The sequence below is a fragment of the Natrinema gari JCM 14663 genome, assembly GCF_000337175.1.
In the GTDB taxonomy this organism is placed as follows: domain Archaea; phylum Halobacteriota; class Halobacteria; order Halobacteriales; family Natrialbaceae; genus Natrinema; species Natrinema gari.
On sequence record NZ_AOIJ01000061.1, the window covers coordinates 160305 to 180822 of the forward strand.

A 20518-nucleotide genomic window follows, 5' to 3' on the forward strand; every position below is an offset into this window, starting at 1 on the left:
CGACCACAACTTCGTGTTCCACCAGTTCGAACGAGTCGGTACGGGGCCGATTCGCGGCGGTTCTGTCGGCATCGCTCAGTGGGACCGTAACAGTACGTCGAACTGACATTGCTCGACGGGAGTGCTGGAAAGAGATGACATCCGACACATCGGTTTCGAACGTCGTGCTCGTCACGGTCGACTCGCTGCGGGCGGACGCGATCGGTCCGTACGAAAGCGGCCGCCACACGCCGGTCATGGATTCCCTCGCTGACCGCGGGACCGTCTTCGACCGGGCCTTCGCGACCGGTAACTGGACGCCCTTTTCGTTCCCGTCGATCCTCTCCTCGCGGCCCGTGTTCGCCGACGACGGACGGATCGGGGTCGAGGAGTCCCCCACGCTCGCGGAAACCGTCTCGGACGCGGGCGTCGCGACCGGCGGGTTCAACGCCGCGAACGGCTTTCTCACGACCCACTGGGGGTACGACGACGGGTTCGACGAGTTCGACTCGTTCGTCGCGAACGTCGGCTCGAGCGTCTACAGCCGCTATCTCGCGACGCATCCGACCGTCGAGGCCTGGCTCCAGTTGGCCGCCTCGCCGATCCGCCGCGCGGGTTCGTGGCTCCGGGGCGAGACCGACGACCGGCCGTTCCTGGACACGTCCCGGCTGTTCGATGTCGAGCACGCCGCAAGCGAGTTCGTCGAGGAGACATCGTCGCCGTTCTTCCTCTGGGTCCACTACATGGACGCCCACACGCCGTACGTCCCCGCCCCGCGTTACATCCGCGAGGTCTCGGACGATCGGGTCGGGACCCACAGAATGTTGCTCGCCCACACCCGGACCGGACTGGGGCTGGGCGTCAGCGATCGCACCCTCTCGGACCTTCGAACGCTCTATCAGGCGGCGGTTCGACAGGTCGACGCGAGCATCGGGCGACTCCTCGAGACGCTCTCGGCGAACGACCTCGCCGACGACACCGCGGTCGTTCTGGCGGGGGACCACGGCGAGGAGTTCCAGGAACACGGCCATCTCGCCCACTATCCGAAGTTGTACGACGAACTGATTCGGGTCCCGCTCATCGTCGACGTTCCCGGTGCCGAGGGGAGCCGAGTCGAGGGACAGGTCGGACTCGATTCGATCCCCCCGACGGTGACCGACCTGCTGGATGTCGCGGCCCCGGCGTCGTGGACCGGCGACACGCTCGTCCCCAGCGTCGTCGGGGACGAGTCGCCCGCCGACGACCCGGTCGTCTCGGTCACGGTCCGGGACGACTCGGTGACCGCCCAACCGATTCCGCGCTCGCTCACGGACGGTGACCTCCTCGTCAGCGTCCGCAATCGAGACTGGACCTACATCGAAAACGTCGCCACCGAGGAACCCGAACTGTACTATCGACCCGACGATCCGCGACAGCAAACGAACCTCGCGACGGAGCCGACGTCCGAACAGCGGGACGTGATCGAATCGCTCGCGCCGGTCGCGACGGCACATGCGAACACGCTTCGGGACCGCGACGACGAGGCGACGGCCGACGACGAGGCCGTCGACGAGGACCTCGAGGCACGGTTGTCGGCACTCGGCTACCGCTAGCATGATCCGATCGTTCCTTCGCAGTCTCGTCGACGGCCCGTTCGCGCGCCAACTGCGCCGGTTCGTGATCGTCGGGATCGTGGCCGCGGGAGTACAGATGGGGTTGCTCTGGGCGTTCGTCGACAGCGCCGGACTCCATTATCTGCTCGGGGCGGTGATCGCCATCGAGATCACGATCGTCCTTTCGTACGTGCTCAACAACGCGTGGACCTTCGAGGCCTCACAGAACACCGGGACCATCGAGTATCTCGTCGGCTTGCTCAAGACGAACGTCGTCCGCGGGACGGCGATTCCGATCCAACTCGGCGTCCTCTTTGGCTTCGTCGAGTGGGTCCACCTGCCGTACCTGCTCGCCAACGGGATGGCTATCGCGCTCAGTGGCGTGTATCGGTACGTCCTCGACGCACGATGGACGTGGGGGTCGTGATGTTCGGCACAGTCCCTCTCGGCCATGTCCCGCCGCAACGAACGGCTGCTCGATCGTCCGACGGCGCGTTGAACGTTCACTCAGCTGATCACTCATGAACGGCATACTCTCGATCCCATCGCTGCTCGTGCTCGAAGTGCTGGACGGGTTCCTCGTCGGCAGCGGCGAGGCGATCGTCGAGTCCGCGACCGGGTGGGGTGGGATGGGAATCGTCTTCGTCTACTCGTTTTTGATCGCGTTCGTCCTGCCGGGCCCCAGCGAGGTCGTTCTCGTCGCGCCGCTCGAGATCGGCCTGCCCCCCTGGCTGCGGCTCTCGAGTATCATGCTCGTCAGCGCGGCCGGAAAGATGGCCGGCAGCGTGTTCGCGTTCCACCTCGGACAGGAGGTCAAACACTCGGGACCGATAACGCGGTGGCTACGCCGGTCCCGGTGGGACATCCTGGCGTGGTCGGAGAACCGCACCGTCCAATTGGCTCAACGGTACGGCTACGGGGGACTCGCGCTCGCCCTCTCGGTTCCGTTCTTTCCCGATACGATCTCGATCTACGCCTTCGCCGTCCTCGAGACGGATTACCCGAAATTCGCGCTGGCGACGTTCGTCGGAAGCCTCGGCCGATTCCTCGTGACGCTCGGTCTCTTCGGGGGCCTCGTGACGGTGTTCTGACGCACTCGCCGAGCGCCCGCGACGCGGCCGACCGACGGGGACGGCTGCCGACGCCGGTACTGATAAACCGACCACGCGTCAAGTCAGCGGTGAATGCTTGAGGGAGTCAATGTCGCACTCGGTGTGACCGGCTCGATCGCCGCCGTCAAGACGGTCGAACTGGCCCACGAACTGCGACGGCAAGGTGCCGCGGTTCGCGGGGTGATGTCCGACAGCGCACAGGGGATCGTCCACCCCTGGGCCGTCGAGTTCGCGACCGAGAACGCGGTCGTCACGGAGATCACGGGCGGCGTCGAACACGTCGACCTCTGTGGCTACGACGGCTGGGCGGACGTGCTCCTGATCGCGCCCGCGACGGCCAACACCGTCGGCAAGATCGCCGGTGCCGTCGACGATACGCCCGTGACCACGTGCGCGACGACCGCACTGGGTGCCGACACGCCGATCGTGATCGCACCCGCCATGCACGAACCGATGTACGACCACCCCGGCGTGCTCGAGGCCATCGACACCGTCTCGGAGTGGGGCGTCGACTTCGTCGATCCCCGCATCGAGGAGGGGAAGGCCAAGATCGCCAGCGAGGACGCGATCGTCCGCGATACGGCCCGCGCGGCGGGTGATCGGCCGCTCGAGGGCACACACGTCGTGGTCACGAGCGGGGCGACCAGCGAGTCGATCGACCCCGTTCGGGTCATCACGAACCGCTCGTCGGGGAAGATGGGCCGGGCCGTCGCGACGGCCTGCTACGTCCGCGGGGCGGACGTGACGCTCGTCCACGACGGTCCCGAGGTGTCCTTTGCCGATGTCCGCGCGGTCGAGAGCGCCCAGGACATGCTCGCCGCCACGCGCGAGGCCTGTGAGGACGCCGACGCGCTCGTCTCCGCCGCGGCGATCAGCGACTACACCGTCGACACGAACGCGGAGAAGATCCGTTCGGGCCGGGAACTCACGCTCGACCTCGAGCCGACGCCGAAGCTGATCGACGAGATCCGCTCGACCCATCCCGACCTCCCGATCGTCGGCTTCAAGACCGAGACCTCCGGCGACGAGGACGCGATGATCGAACGGGCCAGGAACACGCTCGAGCGGGTCGACCTCGCGTTCGTCGTCGCGAACGACGCGAGCGTGATGGGTGCCGAGCGGACCAAGGCCCTGCTAGTCCACGCCCGCGACGCGGCTCGGTACGAGGGGACGAAAGCCGGACTGGGTGGCGAAATCGCCGACTCGATCGCGGCGGTACTGTCCCCGAACGTGACAGATAGTTAATTGTAGCTCGAGTGCGTCAGGACAATTATATGGGTGGGGTTCATCCCACCGGCATAATGGATAGACGTCCGGCACTGGAAGGGAAGGGGTTACCGGCGTTGGCCGGCGCTTCGAGGTGATCGAGGTGGCACAACGACAGCGAACTGATACGAGTGGTACCGGAGATGGTGGGATCGACGACGCTACCGGGGATGCCGAGACTGCCGACCCGCTCTCGAAAGGTGAAATATTCGAAGTCCTGCGGAACCAGCGGCGGCGCTACGTCCTGCAGTATCTCAAGCAGGACGATCGACCGGTCGAACTCGGCGATCTGGCCCAGCAGGTCGCCGCCTGGGAGTACGAGACGACGTTAGAGGGGGTCACGCCCGAACAGCGAAAACGGGTCTACACCACGCTTCAGCAGACGCACCTCCCGAAGATGGACGACTCCGGCATCCTCCGGTTCGACTCCGACCGGGGCGTCATCGAGGCGACCCAGCGCACGCACGACATCAGCGTCTACCTCGAGATCGTTCCCGGTCGGGAGTTCGCGTGGCGGGAACTGTACCTCTCCTTGGGTGCGATCAGTTGCGCGCTCGTCGCCGCGCTCTGGCTCGAGATCTATCCGCTGGTCCGTCTGTCGAACCTGACGTGGACGACCATGATCGCGGCCACGTTCACACTGACCGCGGTCGCACACATTTACCACGAGCGGAACATGCGCCTCGGTCACGGCGACCAGCCGCCGGAACTCAGCTACAGTACCGACGAGTAGCGGTCGGTGTGCGGGAACGGCCGACTGGCGCGCTCGAGGCGACGAGAGAGGTGTCTCGACCGACCGAACGGTCGGCTGATCCGACATGCTGAATGTGAGGCGTTCGCATCTGTCGGGCCGCTCGCTCGTATCGTCAACTTTTACTCCGCTACCGTCCCACCCACGACATGGATCAGTTGAAGCAGTCGCTCCTGGAAGCGCCGATCATCGAGAAAAACGGGTATCATTACTTCGTCCATCCGATCAGCGACGGCGTCCCGAAACTCGACCCCACCCTTCTGCGGGAGATCGTCATTCGGATCATCCGGAAGGCGGAACTCGACGAGGTCGACCGGATCGTTACCCCTGCGGCGATGGGGATTCACATTTCGACCGCCGTCTCGCTGATGACCGACATTCCGCTGACGGTCATCCGCAAGCGCCAGTACGGACTCGACGACGAGGTCGCGATCTCCCAGAAAACGGGCTACTCGGAGAACGAGATGTACATCAACGACGTACGCGAGGGCGAGCGCGTGCTCGTCCTCGACGACGTCCTCTCGACGGGCGGCACGCTCGCCTCGGTGCTCACCGCACTCGACGAGATCGGCGCGGAGGTCGTCGACACCGTCGCGGTCATCAAAAAGGTCGGCGGGGAGAACGAAGTCGCTGACACCGACTACAACGTCAAGACGTTGATCAACGTCGATGTCGTCGACGGCGAAGTCGTCATCATCGACGAAGAAGGCGATCAGTAAGCAGCGTCGGTAACGCGTCGGTTTTCGACCAGTATCTCCAGCCTTCGCACTGAGTCGTGTATACCTATCACAAGGAATATGTCGCCACGATTTGAATTGCATACCGATGCCAGGAAATAGCGCTGGGTCGCGCGAACGGCGTCCGATCCGGCGGCGTTCGCTCTTGACGAGCGTGGGTCTGGTGGGGATCTCCGGGTTCGCCGGCTGTATTCGCAGTAACAGCGTCGAAGCCGACGGTCCGGCCGAGGAGTTGATTCAACAGGGGTTCGCGGCGACCGATACCGCTCCGCCGTTCGAAACGACGATCGTCGTCACCGAGGGCACCGAACGAAGCCGCGTTGCGACGCTCCTCAAATCCGCACTCGAGGACACCGGCTTCTTCGAGATTTCGATCGCGGAATACAAGTGGACGACGCATCTCGATCTGTTGACCACGGCGGCCGACGAGAACAAAAACGCCCTTTTTATGGTCAGTTGGACCGGCGGCTGGGACCCCGACGACTACGTCAACATGCTGTTTCACTCGGACAGCCACCCGCCCAACGGACTCAATATCAATCAGTACGCCGACGAGACCGTCGACGAGTACATCGAGACCGGACTCGAGGAGACGGTCTTCGACGACCGGGTCGAGATCTACCGGCAGTTACAGGAGCGGCTGGTCGCCGACGCTCCGGTATCGTTCGTTCGATTCGGCGAGGTGACACACGTCTGGGATGCCGACGCCGTCAGCGGCTGGCAGGCGTATCCGCTCGAGACGGGAACGTACAACGCGGTGTACGCCCCCTGGGCCGACACCGTCACGAAACTCGAGGGGAGCACGGAACTGGTCGCCGATCTCGGCAGCGATATCTCGACGACCGATCCCGTGTCGATGAACGACACCGCCTCGAGCCAGGCGACGCAACTCGTGTACGAGGGGCTGACCGGGATCGACTTCGACGGGACGGTACAGCCTGTTTTGGCCGACGAGTGGAAGCGACTCGACACCACGCGGTATCGGTTTTCCCTCCGGGAGGGCGTCCAGTTTCACAACGGCGAGGAACTCACCGCCGCCCACGTCAAGTGCTCGTTCGAACGCTACGAGGGCGAACCGCGCGAGGCCGATGTCTTCGATTGGTACGGTGACAGCGAGATCGTCGACGACTACACGATCGATATCGACTGCCGACGGGAGTACGGCCCGTTCGAGCGGCGACTGTTCGACGTTCCGATCGTCCCGATGGCGGCGATCGATGGCGATCTCGACCTCGAGTCGACCCCGATCGGAACCGGTCCCTATCGGTTCGTCGACTATCAGGCGGGCGACGACTGTCGATTGGAACGGTTCGACGAGTACTGGTTCGAGGGCTCGGAGACGGTTCCGGCGACGGCACCGGTCGAAACCGTGCGTCTCGAGGTAATCCCTGAACCGGCGTCGCGCCAGGGCGCACTCGAGGCCGGGAATATCGATGTCAGCTACGGCGTCCCGTCGGCGAGTCTCGCGGACCTGGCCGCCGACGACGCGTACGGCGTCGACCGCCACGTCGGCGGCGGGTTCGATATGCTGATCTACCCGCTCTACCGCGAGCCGTTTTCCAGTACCGCCGTCCGCCGGGGCTGTAACATGTTGCTGCCGCGCGAGCGGATCGTCGAGGAGGTGTACAACGGCGTCGGCCATCCGGCGTACACCCCGATCTCGCCCCTGCTCGAGGCGTACGCCGACGAGGAGTTTCAAGAGCGGATCGCCGACGAATACGTGCGGTCGCCCTGACCACACCATCAATGTCGCTCGGACGCTACGTCCTCACGCGGATTGCGGTCGCGGTTCCAGTCCTGCTTGGCGTCACCGTGTTGACGTTCTCGTTCATCCACGCGCTCCCGGGCGACCCGATCGATGCGCTCGTCGGGTTCCGGAGCGTCAGCCCCGCCACTGAGGCCTCGATTCGGGCCGAGTATCACCTCGACCGGCCGATATGGGAACAGTACCTGCTATGGCTGCGGGACGTGCTGGTCCTCGAGTTCGGCGAGTCGCCGATCACCGGTCGGAACGTCATGGCGACGGTCGGCCGCCGGCTGCCCGCGACGCTCGCCCTCGGTGGGGCGGCGTGGCTGCTCGCGCTCGCGATCGGCGTTCCCACCGGCATCGTCGCCGCGGTCCGGCACGGCGGGCCGGCGGACGAACTCAGTCGGATCGCCGCGCTCGCCGGGATCGCGACGCCGAACTTCTGGCTCGGCCTCGTCCTCCTGTTGCTCTTCGGCGTCCGACTCGGCTGGGTTCGAGTGATCCCGCCGGACGCGCCGCTGGCGAGCCTCGCGATGGCGAAGTTCATGCTCCTGCCGACGATCACGCTCGGAACGGCCTCGGCCGCGTTCGTCACGCGGCTGCTGCGATCGTCGATGCTAGCGGAACTCGACGCGACCTACGTTCGGACGGCGCGTGCGAAGGGGCTGCGCGAACGAACGGTGATCCTGAAACACGTCCTGCGAAACGCGTTCCTCCCGGTCGTGACGATTACCGGGCTCCAACTCGCGTTTCTGATCGACGGTGCCGTCGTGGTCGAACGGATCTTCTCCTGGCCGGGCATGGGACGACTCCTCGTCCGGTCGATCCTGCAGCGGGACTATCCGGTCATTCAGGCCGGCGTCCTGCTCATCGGCGTCTCGATCGTCCTCGCGAACCTGCTCGTCGACATCGTCTACGCGGTACTCGATCCACGCATCCGATACTAACCATGAGCGACCGACCACCCACCACCGACCGCGGCCGGATTCGCATCGTCGGCTTCGACGACGCGGACTCGGGCCGGCCCGGCGACGCGACCTCGAGCGGCGACGGCGATGAGTCACCGGCTGCGACTGCCGAGTCACCGGCCGAGCGCACCGCTCGTCCGACCGCCGACACGCAGTCGCGGACGGACCCGACAGCGGCGGCGAGTCGTCCGTCAGGGACCGCACTCGAGGGATCCGGACGCTCCCGGTCCGCCGGAGCGTGGCAGCGGTTCCGCCGGAATCGGACTGCGATGGCCGGGCTGACGATCATCGTCGTCATGGCGGTGCTTGCGGTCTTCGCCCGCCCGATCGAGGTCTCGACCGCGGAGTACACGATTACGCTCCAGCCCGTGTCGCTGGCCCCGTACGATCCCGCACAGCCGTTCGTCGGCCCGGCGAACGCTCCGCCGTCGTGGGCCCACCCATTCGGCACCGACTGGGCGGGCCGCGATCAATTCTCTCGAGTGCTCGTCGGCGGCCGCTACACCCTGACCGTCGGCCTCGTCGCCGTCTCGCTGGCGTTGGGCGTCGGGATTCCCCTCGGCGCGATCGCCGGCTATTTCGGTGGCCGAATCGACGAAATCATCATGCGTCTCGTCGACGTCTTGTACGCCTTTCCGTTCCTGATTCTCGCGATCGGGACCGTCGCGATCCTCGGACGGGGCTTCTGGAAACTGGTCGTGGCGCTGGTCGTCACCGGCTGGATCGGCTACGCAAGGCTGTTGCGCGGCGAAGTCCTCTCCGTCCGCGAACGGGAGTACGTAACGGCGGCCAGAGCGCTCGGCATCCCCGACCGAACGATCATCCGTCGTCACGTCGTCCCGAACGCGATCACGCCCGTCGTCGTGCAGGCGACGCTCAACGTCGGCACGGTCGTTCTCACGGCGGCGGCGCTTGGCTTTCTCGGGCTCGGCCTGGAAGCCGACACCGCCGAGTGGGGTGCGATGCTCTCTCGAGGACGGGACTCGCTGCTCCAGGGCCACTGGCACGTCACTGTCTTCCCCGGAATCGCGATCTTCCTGTTCGTGCTGGCGATCAACCTCGTCGGCGACGGCGTCAACGACGCGCTCGACCCCCACCGGGACGCAAGCGACGACCGGAGGCGGATGCGCTGATGGCGCTGCTCGAGGTCGACGATCTCGTCGTCCAGTTCTACACCGACGACGGCGTCGTCCGGGCTGTCGACGGCATCAGCTACGAGATCCGCGCGGGCGAGACGGTGGGGCTGGTCGGCGAGAGTGGGGCCGGCAAGAGCGTCGCCAGCCTGGCACTCCTCCGCCTGCTCCGTTCCCCCGGCGAGATCGTCCGCGGGGAGATCCGATTCGACGGCCGCGACCTCCGCGAGTGCTCGGCCGCCGAGCTCCGGGAGCTCCGCGGCAACGACATTGCCATGGTGTTTCAGGACGCCGACGCCGCGCTCAATCCGGTCTACACCGTCGGCGAACAGATCGCCGAGGCGATTCGCGCCCACGAGCCCGTCACTGATCGCGAGGCCCGCGAGCGGGCGATCGATCTCCTCGAGCGGGTCGGGATCGCGGATGCGACAGCGAGATATTCCGACTACCCCCACGAGTTCTCCGGCGGCATGCAACAGCGGGCCGTCATCGCGATGGCGCTGTCCTGTGACCCCGCCCTCCTGATCTGTGACGAACCGACAACGGGACTCGACGTCACCGTGCAGGCCGGCATCCTCGAACTGCTCGCGGACCTCGCCCGGGAGTCGGAGACGGCGATTCAACTCGTCACACACGATCTCGGCGTCGTCGCGGAACTCTGTGATCGGGTGCTGGTCCAGTACGCGGGCGAGATCGTCGAACGCGCGCCGGTCGAGGATCTGTTCTACGACCCGAAACACCCCTACACCGCCGGACTGCTGGCGTCGATTCCCCGACTCGGCGACGATCGGCCCCGCCTCGCGACGGTCCCCGGGACGATGCCGAGCCTGGTCGATCCGCCGACAGGCTGTCGGTTCCATCCGCGCTGTCCCTTCGCCGAGGACGCGTGTGCCCGCCGGAATCCGTCGCTCGTTGAGGCCGAATCGGGGTCCCCAGCCGTCGACGCTGGCCCCGACACACACCTCGCCGCCTGCCTCGAGTACACCGGCGACCTCGTGGGCGGGCTGGACTACGAGGTCCGGGTCCGAGACGAGAGCGAGGACGTGGCGGACGATCCGTGTCGCGAACGGAAGCCGGAGAGTCGGCGGGGTGACACGCGGTGACGACGGCCGAAGACGCCCCGCTCCTCCGGGCTGAGGGACTCGAGACGTACTACTCGACCGACGACGGTTTCCTCGATCGGTTGCTCGGCCGTGGCGAGACGGTCCGAGCGGTCGACGGCGTCGACCTCGAACTCCGTGCGGGCGAGACGCTCGGACTGGTCGGCGAGAGCGGTTGTGGGAAGACGACCCTCGGTCGAACGCTCCTCGGACTGCAGGAGCCGACCGGCGGCTCGGTCACGTACCGCGGCACCGAACTGACGGGCCGCTCGCGATCGGCCCTGCGGGAGCTCCGGACGGAGATTCAGTACGTCTTCCAGAACCCCACGGCCAGCCTCGATCCGCGGCTGACGATCGGCGAGAGCGTCGGCGAAGCCCTCGCGGCCCACGATATCGTTCCCCCAGACCGCCGCGACGAGCGCGTTCGGGAACTGCTCGAGACGGTCGGGCTGCGGGCCGGCCACGCGAGTCGGTATCCCGACGAGTTCTCGGACGGGCAGCGCCAGCGGATCGGGATCGCCCGCGCGCTCGCGGTTGAACCCGAACTCGTCGTTTGCGACGAGCCGGTCTCCGCGCTCGACGTCTCGATCCAGGCCCGCATCCTCAACCTGCTGTCCGATCTCCAGGCCGAGTTCGGCCTCTCGTATCTGTTCATCGCCCACGATCTCTCGGTCGTCGAGCACATTGCCGACCGCGTGGCCGTCATGTACCTCGGCGAGATCGTCGAAACCGGGCCGACGGCGGATGTCTTCGACGACCCGTCCCACCCGTACACGGCGGCGCTGTTGTCGGCGATTCCCGAACCCGATCCCTGCTGGGAAAGCGATCGGACCGTGCTCGAGGGAGCGGTGCCGTCGCCGACGGACCCGCCCGCCGGCTGCCGGTTCCATCCCCGCTGTCCGAGGGTCGTCCCGCCCGCGGCCTACGAGTTCGAGGCCGACGCGTTCCGCGCCGTGATGGCGTTACGGACCCGCCTTGCACAAGCGGACGCCGACGCCGGACGCGAGGCATTGCTCTCCCGCCCCGATGACCGCGCGGACGTCGTGGCGGCGCTCCGGGACGCCTACGGGCTTCCCGACCGACTTTCCGATCCAGACGCGGACGCCGTGCTGACGGCCGCGCTCGAGACCGCCGCAGCCGGCGACCTCGACGAAGCACGACGCCGTCTCGCGTCGGCGTTCGAGACACCCTGCGAGACGACCGCGCCGGTGTTGGAACCGGGGACGGCCGACCACCCGATCGCCTGTCATCGGTTCGACGACCGAATCGCGGGCGACGCCGGGTCGGACGAGAGCGACACGAATTCGGACGACGCCCACCAAGGTCTCGCCGATGACTAGCCCGATCACCGACGTACAAACCGGCTGCAGAGCGCGGCCCGTGAGAATGGCTGCCCGACGAGAGAGCCCGCGATGAGACGGATCTACGAGTCTCGCGCGCTCGAGCGGACGACCGACGACCCGTTCGCCCCCGACGAAGACGAGTCCCGGGACGGACCGCGAACGATCGACTGGGCTGCGTTCAGCCACGCGTTCACGCCAACAGCGCTGCGCCATCGGGCGCTCGAGGTCAGCGTGTCGACGGACGCACAGCGATACGAGTCCGGCGACCCGGTCGCAATCACGGTCACGTTCCGCAACCGACTCCCATTCCCGATTCGGCTCCGCACGGAGTCGCCGAACCGCTGGCACTGGACCGTCGACGGCCTTCGAGCGGCGTCGAAACTGCCGCGTGCGGTTCCGGATCGACCCGCCGCGTTCTCCTTTACCCGCGGCGAACGCAAGACGTTCCGACGGCAGTGGCCCCAGCGCATCCGGGTCGCCGACGACGAGTGGGAGCCCGTCGATCCCGGCACCTACACGATCGCGGTCCGGATCGCGCGGGCCGACGCGGCCGATCGCGGACTCGTCGACAGCACGACCATCGAGATCACGGATTGACGCGCCGGCTCGCTCGAGCATCGGTGTCGGGGGGTCTCACCCCTGGCCGTGCTCGTCGGTGACTCCGAAAAGTATGCAAGAGGGGGTTGAACCACGGTCGCGGCGATGTCGCTTCTCGGTTCAGACAGCTACGGTGCTATGGATGACGTTCACGGGTTCGTTCGCGCCAAAACATAGCGGGAGGTAGATTTGAACTACCGGTCTGCGGGTTATGAGCCCGCCGGAATCTCCTGGCTATCCCATCCCGCTATCACATCATACCCGAGTGCACTAGTTAAGGGTTGTGATTCGGGTGCCGTATGCGGGTTTGTACCGCTACTCCTGGTGAACCTGCCAGGTGTAGAGGCTCTCACAGGTGTAGTTGACGAAGAAGCCGACGCCGATCCCAACCACGTTCGCGGCCACGTACCAGACATCGAACTGCCGGACCAGAACGCGCAGGACGGCCAGCGTCACCAGAAACCCGCCGAACCGGACGCCGTTCGAGCGGAGAAACCGCCTCGCCAACGGCCTCAATCCGACCTGCCCGTAGTCCGCGAACGTCCACCGTTCGTTGATCGCGAAGATAATCGCGATCCCGGGCTCCCAGGAGAGGATCTTCGCCACGACCGGTCCGAGAAACGTCGCCTCGACGAGCACCACGAAGACCACCATATCGACGGTCGCACCGACGGTCCCCACCCCGACGAACTGGGTAAACCGCGTCGTCGAAAGCAGCGCACGAACCCGCGTCCGGATGGCCTCAGAGAGTGAATCACTCATCGTCGTGTTCGATCTCGAGCGGGCCGGTCGTCGTCTCCCGGGTCGCGGTCGGGAGACGGACAGCCACTCGCGGGACCTAGTCGTCCGCATGTTAGCCGCGGAAAGAAAAACGTTCTGAGACGACTCGAGGAACGGGCCGCCGACCGAGCCGCGACGGCGCTCAGACTGCGAGATCGCTTTTCGCTCGGACGACTTCGACATCGTCGGCGTCGACGCGGTCGACATCGAGGAAGTGGGGCGTGAAGTTTCGCTTCTCGTAGTCCTCGTACTCGTCTTCGCTGCCGACGGTACACCAGAGTTGGACCCGATCGGGACCGTGATACTCCCCGTTCCGATTGATCCCGAAACAGACCACCTCGGAGTCACCCTCGTCCCCCTCGTACCGAACGATGGCCCCGTTGCGGATTCCGGGATCGCCGTGAATGATGAGCTGCTTCATGGACGGTCGTTCACAGGAGAGCGGATTAAACGCTTCGGACCCGGGAGTCGCCGTCCGCATCGAAACGACAGCCGGCAGTAACGAGCGACGACGAACCAAACGGGTTTTAAACAGCGCTATCTTAGGCCACGGCAAGTGAGATAACTATGCAGATGCCACGTCGATTCAATACGTACTGCCCGCACTGCAACGAACACCACGAACACGAAGTCGAAAAGGCCCGAACCGGCCGCTCCTCGGGTCTGAAATGGGACGCTCGCCGCACTCGGCGGAGCACCTCGAGCATCGGTAACTCCGGTCGCTTCTCGAAGGTGCCAGTCGGCGAGAAGCCCACCAAGAAGACAGACCTCAAGTACCGCTGTGGCGAATGCGGCAAGGCCCACCTCCGCGAGGGATGGCGTACCGGCCGACTCGAGTTCCAGGAGTGATTCCAATGGCAGGAAATTTCTACAGCGTTCGATGCGATGACTGCGAGAACGAACAGACCGTCTTCGGCAAGGCCTCCTCGGAGGTCGCCTGTGCCGTCTGTGGCACGACGCTCGTGCGGCCGGCCGGCGGGAAAGCCGAGATCGAACACGAGATCGTTGAGACAGTCGAGTCACGATGAAGTACAGCGGCTGGCCCGATCCCGGCGAACTCGTCGTCGGTAAGATCGACGAAATCGAGGACTTCGGTGTCTTCGTCGATCTCGAGGAGTACGAGGACAAGCGCGGCCTGATCCACATCTCCGAAGTCGCGAGCGGCTGGATCAAGAACGTCCGCGATCACGTCCGCGAGGGCCAGATCGTCGTCTGCAAGGTCCTGGACGTCGACGAGGGGTCCCAGCAGATCGACCTCTCCCTGAAAGACGTCAACGATCACCAGCGCTCCGACAAGATCCAGGAGTGGAAAAACGAGCAGAAAGCGGACAACTGGATGGAACTGGCCTTCGGCGAGGAGATCGCCGACGAGGACTACACCGCGATCGCCAACGACCTGATCGCCATCCACGGCGGGCTCTACGAAGGGTTCAAGCAGGCCGCGATCCACGGCACTGAGGCTCTCGACGACACCGATCTCGACGACGACGAAATCGCATCGATCGTCGAAACGGCCCGCGAGAACGTCTCGGTGCCGTACGTCAACGTCACCGGCTACGTCGATCTCGAGAACCCGACCGAGACCGGCGTCGACGGCATTCGCGAGGCCCTCGAAGCGGCCGAAGGCAACGGTGAGGTACCCGAGGAAGTCGATCTCGAAGTGAGCTACGTCGGCGCACCCGAGTACCGCATCACGGTTCGAGCGCCCAACTACAAGACCGCCGAATCCCAACTCGAGGACAGCGCACAGCGAGCGGTCGCGGCGATCGAAGGCCACGGTGGGGCGGGCGAATACCACCGCGAGCGCCGGACCGACGACGAGTAATGAAATCCGACATTCGGGTGTGCTCGGCGTGGCGCGAGGCCCACGACAGCCCGATCTATACCCTTGCCGATAGCTGTCCCGACTGCGGTGCGGACACGGAAAACAGCGCTCCAGCGCCGTTCGATCCGAACGACCCACACGGAAAGTACCGACGCGCTCTTAAACGTCGCCGCCGCTGATACGGTATGGACGAACTCGAGATCGACGCAGTCGCCGAGGTCGAACTGGACGACCCCGTCCTCGTCGAAGGGTTGCCGGGTGTCGGACACGTCGGCACCCTCGCGGTCGAGCACTTACTCGAGGAACTCGAGGGCGAGAGCACGCTCGTCCGGCGGCTCTACTCTCGGGAGTTCCCGCCGCAGGTCAGCATCGAAGACGGTATCTCGGAGTTGACCTGTGCGGAGATCCACGCCGTCGAGGTTCCCGAGGGCCGTGATCTCCTCTTGCTGACCGGCGATCATCAGGCACAGAGCAACGCGGGTCACTACACGCTGACCGACGCGTTCCTCGACATCGCCGAGGCGTTCGGTGCGACCGAGGCGTACGCGCTCGGCGGCGTCCCGACCGGCGAACTCATCGACGAATACGCCGTTGTCGGGGCCGTCAACGACGAGTCGCTGCTCGAGGCGCTCGAGGACGCGGGCGTCGAGTTCCGCGAGGACGAACCCGCCGGCGGCATCGTCGGCGTCTCGGGGCTCCTGCTTGGACTCGGCGATCGCCGCGGCTTCGAGGCGGCGTGCCTGATGGGCGAGACCAGCGGCTATCTCGTCGATCCCAAGAGCGCCCGCGCGGTGCTGGAAGTGCTCGAGGACGTACTCGGCGTCGAACTCGAGTACGAGTCCCTCGACGAACGGGCCGACGAGATGGAGGAAGTCATCGGCAAGATCCAAGAGATGGAGCAACAACAGCAGATGGACGTGCCGACGGACGACGATCTGCGTTACATCGGCTGACAGCAGCGCCGGACGACGCGTCGCGAGTCTTTTTCTGAACGGGGAGCGCTCGCCGTCGCGTGGCTCGCGTATCCGCCGGAGCGAACGGCCGATCGACTCAGCCTTCGAGCACTTCGTAGGAGACGTCGGCGTCCCGGAGCGCGTCGGTGACGCGGCCGACGGCGTCGGTCGTGGCCACGGCGGTGACCTCGAGTCCATGGTTCGCGGCGTCGGCCGCAACCTCGCCGACGGCGAACGTGACGTCGGGATCGGCAGCCGTCTGTCGGCAAGCGACGATGGCTTCGACGCCCGCGGCGACCACGATATCGGCATCGTCGCAGGCGTCGGTGACCGTTTCGTCGTCGATCGCGCGGCTGCCACCGGTGCGGATCGAGGGGACCTGCAGAACGGTGACGGAGCCGGGAACGAGGTCCATGACGCCTTCGAAGCTAGTGACGCCGACGTCGGTTCCGGCCGCGGCGTCGGTCGTCGCGATGCCGGTCGCGGGTCCGTCGCTGCCCGGCGTGGCGTGGAGCAGTCCGTCTTCGACGGTCAGCGAGACGGTTTCGCCTTCTTCGATGTCCGTGGTCGCGATGTAGGCGTCTTCACTCATCGCGCCGAGTACGTCTCCGGTGACGTGGTCGGCGAACCGGCGGACGTCGTCGGCTGCCCGGAAGAGCCAGTCGACACCTTCACGAGTGACGCGATAGCGCGATCGGCCTTCCTTCTCGACTAGGCCGTCGTCGACGAGCTCGCGGATGTACTCGCTGACGGCCTGGCTCGTCACGCCGACTTCCCCGGCGATCTCCCCCTGGCTGACTGCGGGCTGGCGCTCGGCGATCTGAACGAGGATCCGGAACCGCGTCGCGGCCCGCTTGTTATCGAGGACGTCGACCATGTAGCTAGCGTTTTCTCGAGCGACGGAAAAAGGTACGCGGTCGGCGGGTCGGCCGCCCGGACGCTCCGCCCGCCCGAGCGTTCCGAGGCGTCAAGTTGATAGCGGGAGAGTCCATCGGATGTACGTGAGTATGTCGGCCCTCTCAGCGACGACCGCCGCAACCGCGCCGGCCGTCGATTTCGTAGCGACCATGTCATTCATTCCGGCAGTCGTCGGCCAACTCGGACTCTCCGACTGGGTCGCCTGGATCGCGATCGGAACCTTCGTCGCGGCGATGGTGCTGCAGTGGTCCGGTGCCGTCGATCCCGCGCGATACGTCGCCGCAGCGGCCTGGTCCGTCTTCGGCGTCTACTGGCTCATGTTGGTTCCGTACTACTACGGCCACCTGCAGAGCCCACTCGAGACGCTGTTGGCACTCGCCGCGCTGCCGCTGTGTCTCTATACCGGCTACCTCCTCGTCACGGGCCGGGAGTCGCTGCTCTTGCTCTCGAAGGCCGTCGCGTTCATGGGGCTGATCTACCTGCCCGCCGAGACGATCCCCGTCGTTCGCACATGGCTGATCGAGACGACCGCGGCACAGACCCACTTCGGGATGGAGTTGCTGGGGCACAGCCCCGGACTGACCGAAGGCGCGGACGGGTACATGAGCAAGTTCGACTTTGACCCGGACAAGACGGTCACCGGGCGGACGACCTACATCATCATGGCCTGTACCGGAATCGGTAGCATGGCCATCTTCGGCGGCCTCATCGCCGCGGTCAACGCACCGCTCAAGCGGAAAGCGATGGCCTTCGCGAGCGCGATCGGCGTCATCTGGATCCTCAATCTCTCCCGGAACGTCTTTATCGGGCTGGCCTCGCCGTGGGGCTGGTTCCAGCAGGACGTGTTCATCTACATCGCGAGCGACCTGATGGGGTCCCCCGCGAGTCGGACGTCCTATCTCGTCGCCCACAACTTCATCGCCCAAACGCTGTCGATCGTCGCCCTGCTGGGCATTACCTACCTCGTCGTTCGCATCCTCCCCGAAGTCCTCGAGCCCCTCGAGGACGTCCTCTTCGTGCTGACCGGCTCCGAGTACGACCTCGCGGCCGCGCTCGGCGAGGAGGGACGCGCCGACGGCGGGGCGGATACGTCCCAGTCCGACCAGCGGTCGCCGCCCGACTCCGACACCGCGTCCGGGTCCGGGCCCGACGATGACTGACGACACCGCCGTCGATGTTCCGTTTTCGATCCACGACCGCGCCGTGTTCGTTCCCGCGGCCGAGACGCTCGTCGTCGCCGACATCCACCTCGGCAAGGCGGCCGCCTCGCGCGTCGAGGCACCGATCGACGACGGACGCGATGCCGTCGAGCGGCTTCGGGGACTCCTCGCGGAGACCGAGCCCGCTACCGTCGTGGTCGCCGGCGATCTGTTACACTCGTTTTCGCGGCTTCCGCGGGGCGTCGAGCGCGATCTCGAGCGACTGGTCGAGACCGTCGAGGCGGCCGGTGCCGAACTGATCGTTACGCCCGGCAACCACGACACGCTGCTCGAGGACGTGTTTTCGGGCACGACCGTCGAGGAGTACCGGCTGACCGACGGCGACACGGTCGTCTGTCACGGCCACGAGCGCCCCGCCGCGACGGCTGACCGCTACGTCGTCGGCCATGACCACCCGGCGCTGTCGATCGAGGGCCGCAAACTGCCGTGTTTCCTCTACGGGCCGGCGTGCCACGAGGAGGCGGCCGTCCTTGTCCTGCCGGCGTTTACGCGCCTCGCCGCCGGGACGACGGTCAACGGACTGTCCGGCCGGGACTTCCAGACGCCGCTGGTCCAGTCCGCCGACGCGTTCCACCCCGCGGTCAGGGACGACTCGAGCGGCGAGGTCCTGTGGTTCCCACCGTTAGGGGAGCTACGACGGGTGCTGTGACCGTTTGGGGGACTCCTTCCCGCTCAGGTCGACGACGCACGACCCAGCGACGCTCGAGTGCACTGGTCGACGGCACGGTCACGAGCAACAGTGTGCCGACTCGAACGCCGGCCGCATCGGCGGTCGCCACCAAGTTTTTGAAGAAATCGCTAAACGTGATCAGTACGATCGCGGCGGTGATGATCAAGATAAGGAACGCGAAGAAGATGATCGCCGCTTGTCGCCCGGTCAATGCCGTCCCTTCGAGGAAGTCGTCCATGGCCATGGCGGTTCCGTCCGTATCCCGAGGGGACGAGACGAGCCGAAGTTAGTATTTTCCCGCTCGTCGATGACTGTCGTCGGTCGACGCACGTCTCGGCGCGGCGGCGACACCAGGACGCCGCGAGTACCGGTCGCCGACCGACTCGGATGCGAGTGCAGTCACCGTGACAGGTCGTCGATCACGGCTTTGGCCGCCTGCCGACCGCTCTCCATCGCGCCCTGAATCGACGACCACTGCGTGTAGTCGCCGGCGAGGTAGACGGGACCGGCGGGCGCGCGAACGTCGGGCAGCCGGTCGTAAATCCCCGGCGGCTGGTCGAACTGCGCGAACGGGACGCGCTCGGTGTGGAGCGCCTCGAGCGCGGCGAACTGCCGGTCGGGATACCACGACTCGAGGGCGCGTTGCGTCCGCTCGACGAGGGCGGCGTCCGACGCGTCCGGGCCGCGGTCGGCGTCGCTTTCGGTCGCAGACCTGGAGTCCGCGAACTGCTCGTCGAGGTAGGTCGCGCTGAGCAGCGTCGTCCCGTCGGGGGCGTACTCGGGTGCGACCGCACTATGTGGGACGACGTGGTTCGGCCCCCGATCGGTCGCGTTCAACAGGAGTCGCCGGCCGGTCTCGAGGTCGATCTCGGCCGGCAGCGCGTAGTATTGGGTGACACACCCTCGCCCGGCGGTCGGGATCGACGGAACGCCGGTGAGGTCGCGAGCGGTCGGCGGGTCCGTCGCGACGACGACCGCGTCGGCGTCGATCGGTCCGCCGTCGGTCTCGAGCGTGACGCGGCCGTCCGCGCGCTCGGTACCGCTCAAGGCGGCGTCGTTCGCTGTGACCGACTCAACGTCGACACCCGTTCTGATCGTGCCGCCGGCCTCGCGAACGCGGGCGGCGAGTTGGGTGGGGATCGCTTCCATACCGGTCGCTGGGACCACTGTCTCGCCCGCCGCGAGCGTCCGGAAGGTGTACTCGAAGACGCGTCTCGAGGTCGCGAGCGATCGGTCGAGCGTGATCCCCCCGTAGAACGGAGCGATGAACCCCTCGATGAACGCCTCGGAGAAGCCGCGGTCGCGGAGGAACGCGTCGATTCGCTCGTCGTCGCCGGCGAACAGGGCGTCCGGCTCGGTCCGCCGAAGGTCCCACCAGAGCCGGGCGATCCGGAGCGCGTCGCCGGCGGAGACGTACGGACTGGACAGCGTCGACGGGATCGTTTCGGGCTCCCGAAGCGGGTCCGCCAGTATCGATCGCCCGGTCGGGCCGACGACGGTGGCACCCGGGGCGAACCGCCGGAGGTCCAGCGCCTCGAGATCGAGTTCCGTTCGGACCGCCGGATAAGCGGTAAAGAGGACCTGAAAGCCGCGGTCGAATCGGTAGCCGTCGCGCTCGAGGGTTCGGACGCGCCCCCCGACCGTCTCTCGGCGTTCTACCAGCGCCACGTCCACGCCGCCGCCGGCGAGGTGCCGCGCGGCGACCAGTCCGGCGAGTCCGCCACCGGCGACGACGACCTGCGGAGTCGAGCGCATGGGTGCCCATCCGGCCGGCGGCGAATAAAATGGTCGACCCAACAATGCAGGCGCGTCGACGGCGGTCCGGCC

Annotated in this window: 23 protein-coding genes and 1 tRNA gene; 19 read left to right on the plus strand and 5 right to left on the minus strand. The window is 66.3% G+C overall.

What is annotated here, in order from left to right; genetic code table 11:
* Positions 1-134: 134 nt before the first annotated feature.
* The 12 genes from C486_RS14960 to C486_RS15015 all read left to right on the plus strand — a co-directional run bounded on the left by C486_RS14960 (position 135) and on the right by C486_RS15015 (position 12325).
* On the plus strand, positions 135-1571 hold the full coding sequence (locus tag C486_RS14960) for a sulfatase (protein ID WP_008457539.1): 1437 nt from the start codon (positions 135-137) through the stop codon (positions 1569-1571).
* A 1-nt stretch (position 1572) separates the two neighbouring features.
* A complete protein-coding gene (locus C486_RS14965) occupies positions 1573-1998 on the plus strand; it encodes a GtrA family protein (RefSeq protein ID WP_008457541.1) in 426 nt (141 codons plus the stop codon).
* A gap of 94 nt (positions 1999-2092) precedes the next feature.
* Complete coding sequence (locus C486_RS14970; protein ID WP_008457543.1) at positions 2093-2662, plus strand: YqaA family protein; 570 nt, start codon at positions 2093-2095, stop codon at positions 2660-2662.
* Between the two features lie 93 nt (positions 2663-2755).
* Positions 2756-3928: a bifunctional phosphopantothenoylcysteine decarboxylase/phosphopantothenate--cysteine ligase CoaBC gene (coaBC, locus tag C486_RS14975; protein WP_008457545.1), complete on the plus strand. Its 1173-nt coding sequence runs from the start codon at positions 2756-2758 to the stop codon at positions 3926-3928.
* Positions 3929-4043: 115 nt separating this feature from the next.
* The gene (locus tag C486_RS14980; RefSeq protein ID WP_008457547.1) at positions 4044-4682 is read left to right on the plus strand and encodes a DUF7344 domain-containing protein; all 639 of its coding nucleotides are present in this window, start codon (positions 4044-4046) and stop codon (positions 4680-4682) included.
* A gap of 167 nt (positions 4683-4849) precedes the next feature.
* Positions 4850-5419, plus strand: coding sequence for a hypoxanthine/guanine phosphoribosyltransferase (hpt, locus tag C486_RS14985; RefSeq protein ID WP_006186263.1), 570 nt, complete (start codon positions 4850-4852; stop codon positions 5417-5419).
* Positions 5420-5525: 106 nt separating this feature from the next.
* Entirely contained in the window at positions 5526-7172 is a 1647-nt protein-coding gene (locus tag C486_RS14990; protein ID WP_241432512.1) for an ABC transporter substrate-binding protein, read from the plus strand.
* Between the two features lie 11 nt (positions 7173-7183).
* Positions 7184-8131: an ABC transporter permease gene (locus tag C486_RS14995; protein ID WP_008457550.1), complete on the plus strand. Its 948-nt coding sequence runs from the start codon at positions 7184-7186 to the stop codon at positions 8129-8131.
* A gap of 2 nt (positions 8132-8133) precedes the next feature.
* Positions 8134-9285 (plus strand): ABC transporter permease, encoded by a 1152-nt coding sequence (locus tag C486_RS15000; RefSeq protein ID WP_008457557.1) that lies wholly within the window; start codon positions 8134-8136, stop codon positions 9283-9285.
* Positions 9285-10388 (plus strand): ABC transporter ATP-binding protein, encoded by a 1104-nt coding sequence (locus tag C486_RS15005; RefSeq protein WP_008457559.1) that lies wholly within the window; start codon positions 9285-9287, stop codon positions 10386-10388. The genes C486_RS15000 and C486_RS15005 overlap by 1 nt, the downstream gene beginning before the upstream one ends.
* The gene (locus C486_RS15010; protein ID WP_008457561.1) at positions 10385-11725 is read left to right on the plus strand and encodes an ABC transporter ATP-binding protein; all 1341 of its coding nucleotides are present in this window, start codon (positions 10385-10387) and stop codon (positions 11723-11725) included. Before C486_RS15005 ends, C486_RS15010 begins: the two co-directional genes overlap by 4 nt.
* A 72-nt stretch (positions 11726-11797) precedes the next feature.
* A complete protein-coding gene (locus tag C486_RS15015; protein WP_008457562.1) occupies positions 11798-12325 on the plus strand; it encodes a hypothetical protein in 528 nt (175 codons plus the stop codon).
* Between the two features lie 174 nt (positions 12326-12499).
* On the opposite strand, the gene C486_RS15020 is transcribed toward C486_RS15015, so the two are convergent.
* The 3 genes from C486_RS15020 to C486_RS15030 form a co-directional block, all read right to left on the minus strand.
* Positions 12500-12574 (minus strand) — tRNA-Met (locus tag C486_RS15020).
* Between the two features lie 66 nt (positions 12575-12640).
* Positions 12641-13087, minus strand: coding sequence for a GtrA family protein (locus C486_RS15025; RefSeq protein ID WP_008457565.1), 447 nt, complete (start codon positions 13085-13087; stop codon positions 12641-12643).
* 160 nt (positions 13088-13247) lie between these two features.
* A complete protein-coding gene (locus tag C486_RS15030) occupies positions 13248-13526 on the minus strand; it encodes an HAH_0734 family protein (protein ID WP_007107822.1) in 279 nt (92 codons plus the stop codon).
* Positions 13527-13672: 146 nt separating this feature from the next.
* Between C486_RS15030 and C486_RS15035 the strand changes: the two genes are divergently transcribed.
* The 5 genes from C486_RS15035 to C486_RS15050 are packed head-to-tail and all read left to right on the plus strand — an operon-like array spanning position 13673 to position 15883.
* Complete coding sequence (locus tag C486_RS15035; RefSeq protein WP_006186272.1) at positions 13673-13954, plus strand: 50S ribosomal protein L44e; 282 nt, start codon at positions 13673-13675, stop codon at positions 13952-13954.
* Positions 13955-13959: 5 nt separating this feature from the next.
* Positions 13960-14133, plus strand: a complete 174-nt coding sequence (locus tag C486_RS15040; protein ID WP_008457568.1) for a 30S ribosomal protein S27e — start codon at positions 13960-13962, stop codon at positions 14131-14133.
* Entirely contained in the window at positions 14130-14930 is an 801-nt protein-coding gene (locus C486_RS15045) for a translation initiation factor IF-2 subunit alpha (RefSeq protein ID WP_008457570.1), read from the plus strand. The genes C486_RS15040 and C486_RS15045 overlap by 4 nt, the downstream gene beginning before the upstream one ends.
* Positions 14930-15109 (plus strand): RNA-protein complex protein Nop10, encoded by a 180-nt coding sequence (locus tag C486_RS20395; protein ID WP_008457572.1) that lies wholly within the window; start codon positions 14930-14932, stop codon positions 15107-15109. The genes C486_RS15045 and C486_RS20395 overlap by 1 nt, the downstream gene beginning before the upstream one ends.
* A 6-nt stretch (positions 15110-15115) precedes the next feature.
* Complete coding sequence (locus tag C486_RS15050) at positions 15116-15883, plus strand: proteasome assembly chaperone family protein (RefSeq protein WP_008457574.1); 768 nt, start codon at positions 15116-15118, stop codon at positions 15881-15883.
* A gap of 97 nt (positions 15884-15980) precedes the next feature.
* Here C486_RS15050 and C486_RS15055 read toward each other — a convergent pair whose 3' ends face one another.
* Positions 15981-16760 (minus strand): DUF7839 domain-containing protein, encoded by a 780-nt coding sequence (locus tag C486_RS15055; protein WP_008457576.1) that lies wholly within the window; start codon positions 16758-16760, stop codon positions 15981-15983.
* A 130-nt stretch (positions 16761-16890) separates the two neighbouring features.
* Between C486_RS15055 and artA the strand changes: the two genes are divergently transcribed.
* Both artA and C486_RS15065 read left to right on the plus strand, forming a co-directional pair.
* Positions 16891-17961 (plus strand): archaeosortase A, encoded by a 1071-nt coding sequence (gene artA / locus C486_RS15060; RefSeq protein ID WP_008457578.1) that lies wholly within the window; start codon positions 16891-16893, stop codon positions 17959-17961.
* Positions 17954-18670, plus strand: a complete 717-nt coding sequence (locus C486_RS15065; RefSeq protein WP_008457580.1) for a metallophosphoesterase — start codon at positions 17954-17956, stop codon at positions 18668-18670. Before artA ends, C486_RS15065 begins: the two co-directional genes overlap by 8 nt.
* 420 nt (positions 18671-19090) lie before the next feature.
* Here the strand turns inward: C486_RS15065 and C486_RS15075 are convergent, their stop codons facing one another.
* Entirely contained in the window at positions 19091-20446 is a 1356-nt protein-coding gene (locus C486_RS15075; protein WP_008457584.1) for an NAD(P)/FAD-dependent oxidoreductase, read from the minus strand.
* Between the last annotated feature and the right edge of the window lie 72 nt (positions 20447-20518).

Bases quoted from the DNA above. Each gene is read 5' to 3' on its own strand.
- C486_RS14960 (WP_008457539.1), top strand. From the start codon at position 135: ATGACATCCGACACATCGGTTTCGAACGTCGTGCTCGTCACGGTCGAC.
- C486_RS14965 (WP_008457541.1), top strand. From the start codon at position 1,573: ATGATCCGATCGTTCCTTCGCAGTCTCGTCGACGGCCCGTTCGCGCGC.
- C486_RS14970 (WP_008457543.1), top strand. From the start codon at position 2,093: ATGAACGGCATACTCTCGATCCCATCGCTGCTCGTGCTCGAAGTGCTG.
- coaBC (WP_008457545.1), top strand. From the start codon at position 2,756: ATGCTTGAGGGAGTCAATGTCGCACTCGGTGTGACCGGCTCGATCGCC.
- hpt (WP_006186263.1), top strand. From the start codon at position 4,850: ATGGATCAGTTGAAGCAGTCGCTCCTGGAAGCGCCGATCATCGAGAAA.
- C486_RS14990 (WP_241432512.1), top strand. From the start codon at position 5,526: ATGCCAGGAAATAGCGCTGGGTCGCGCGAACGGCGTCCGATCCGGCGG.
- C486_RS14995 (WP_008457550.1), top strand. From the start codon at position 7,184: ATGTCGCTCGGACGCTACGTCCTCACGCGGATTGCGGTCGCGGTTCCA.
- C486_RS15000 (WP_008457557.1), top strand. From the start codon at position 8,134: ATGAGCGACCGACCACCCACCACCGACCGCGGCCGGATTCGCATCGTC.
- C486_RS15005 (WP_008457559.1), top strand. From the start codon at position 9,285: ATGGCGCTGCTCGAGGTCGACGATCTCGTCGTCCAGTTCTACACCGAC.
- C486_RS15015 (WP_008457562.1), top strand. From the start codon at position 11,798: ATGAGACGGATCTACGAGTCTCGCGCGCTCGAGCGGACGACCGACGAC.
- C486_RS15025 (WP_008457565.1), bottom strand. From the start codon at position 13,087: ATGAGTGATTCACTCTCTGAGGCCATCCGGACGCGGGTTCGTGCGCTG.
- C486_RS15030 (WP_007107822.1), bottom strand. From the start codon at position 13,526: ATGAAGCAGCTCATCATTCACGGCGATCCCGGAATCCGCAACGGGGCC.
- C486_RS15035 (WP_006186272.1), top strand. From the start codon at position 13,673: ATGCAGATGCCACGTCGATTCAATACGTACTGCCCGCACTGCAACGAA.
- C486_RS15040 (WP_008457568.1), top strand. From the start codon at position 13,960: ATGGCAGGAAATTTCTACAGCGTTCGATGCGATGACTGCGAGAACGAA.
- C486_RS15045 (WP_008457570.1), top strand. From the start codon at position 14,130: ATGAAGTACAGCGGCTGGCCCGATCCCGGCGAACTCGTCGTCGGTAAG.
- C486_RS20395 (WP_008457572.1), top strand. From the start codon at position 14,930: ATGAAATCCGACATTCGGGTGTGCTCGGCGTGGCGCGAGGCCCACGAC.
- C486_RS15050 (WP_008457574.1), top strand. From the start codon at position 15,116: ATGGACGAACTCGAGATCGACGCAGTCGCCGAGGTCGAACTGGACGAC.
- C486_RS15055 (WP_008457576.1), bottom strand. From the start codon at position 16,760: ATGGTCGACGTCCTCGATAACAAGCGGGCCGCGACGCGGTTCCGGATC.
- artA (WP_008457578.1), top strand. From the start codon at position 16,891: ATGTCGGCCCTCTCAGCGACGACCGCCGCAACCGCGCCGGCCGTCGAT.
- C486_RS15065 (WP_008457580.1), top strand. From the start codon at position 17,954: ATGACTGACGACACCGCCGTCGATGTTCCGTTTTCGATCCACGACCGC.
- C486_RS15075 (WP_008457584.1), bottom strand. From the start codon at position 20,446: ATGCGCTCGACTCCGCAGGTCGTCGTCGCCGGTGGCGGACTCGCCGGA.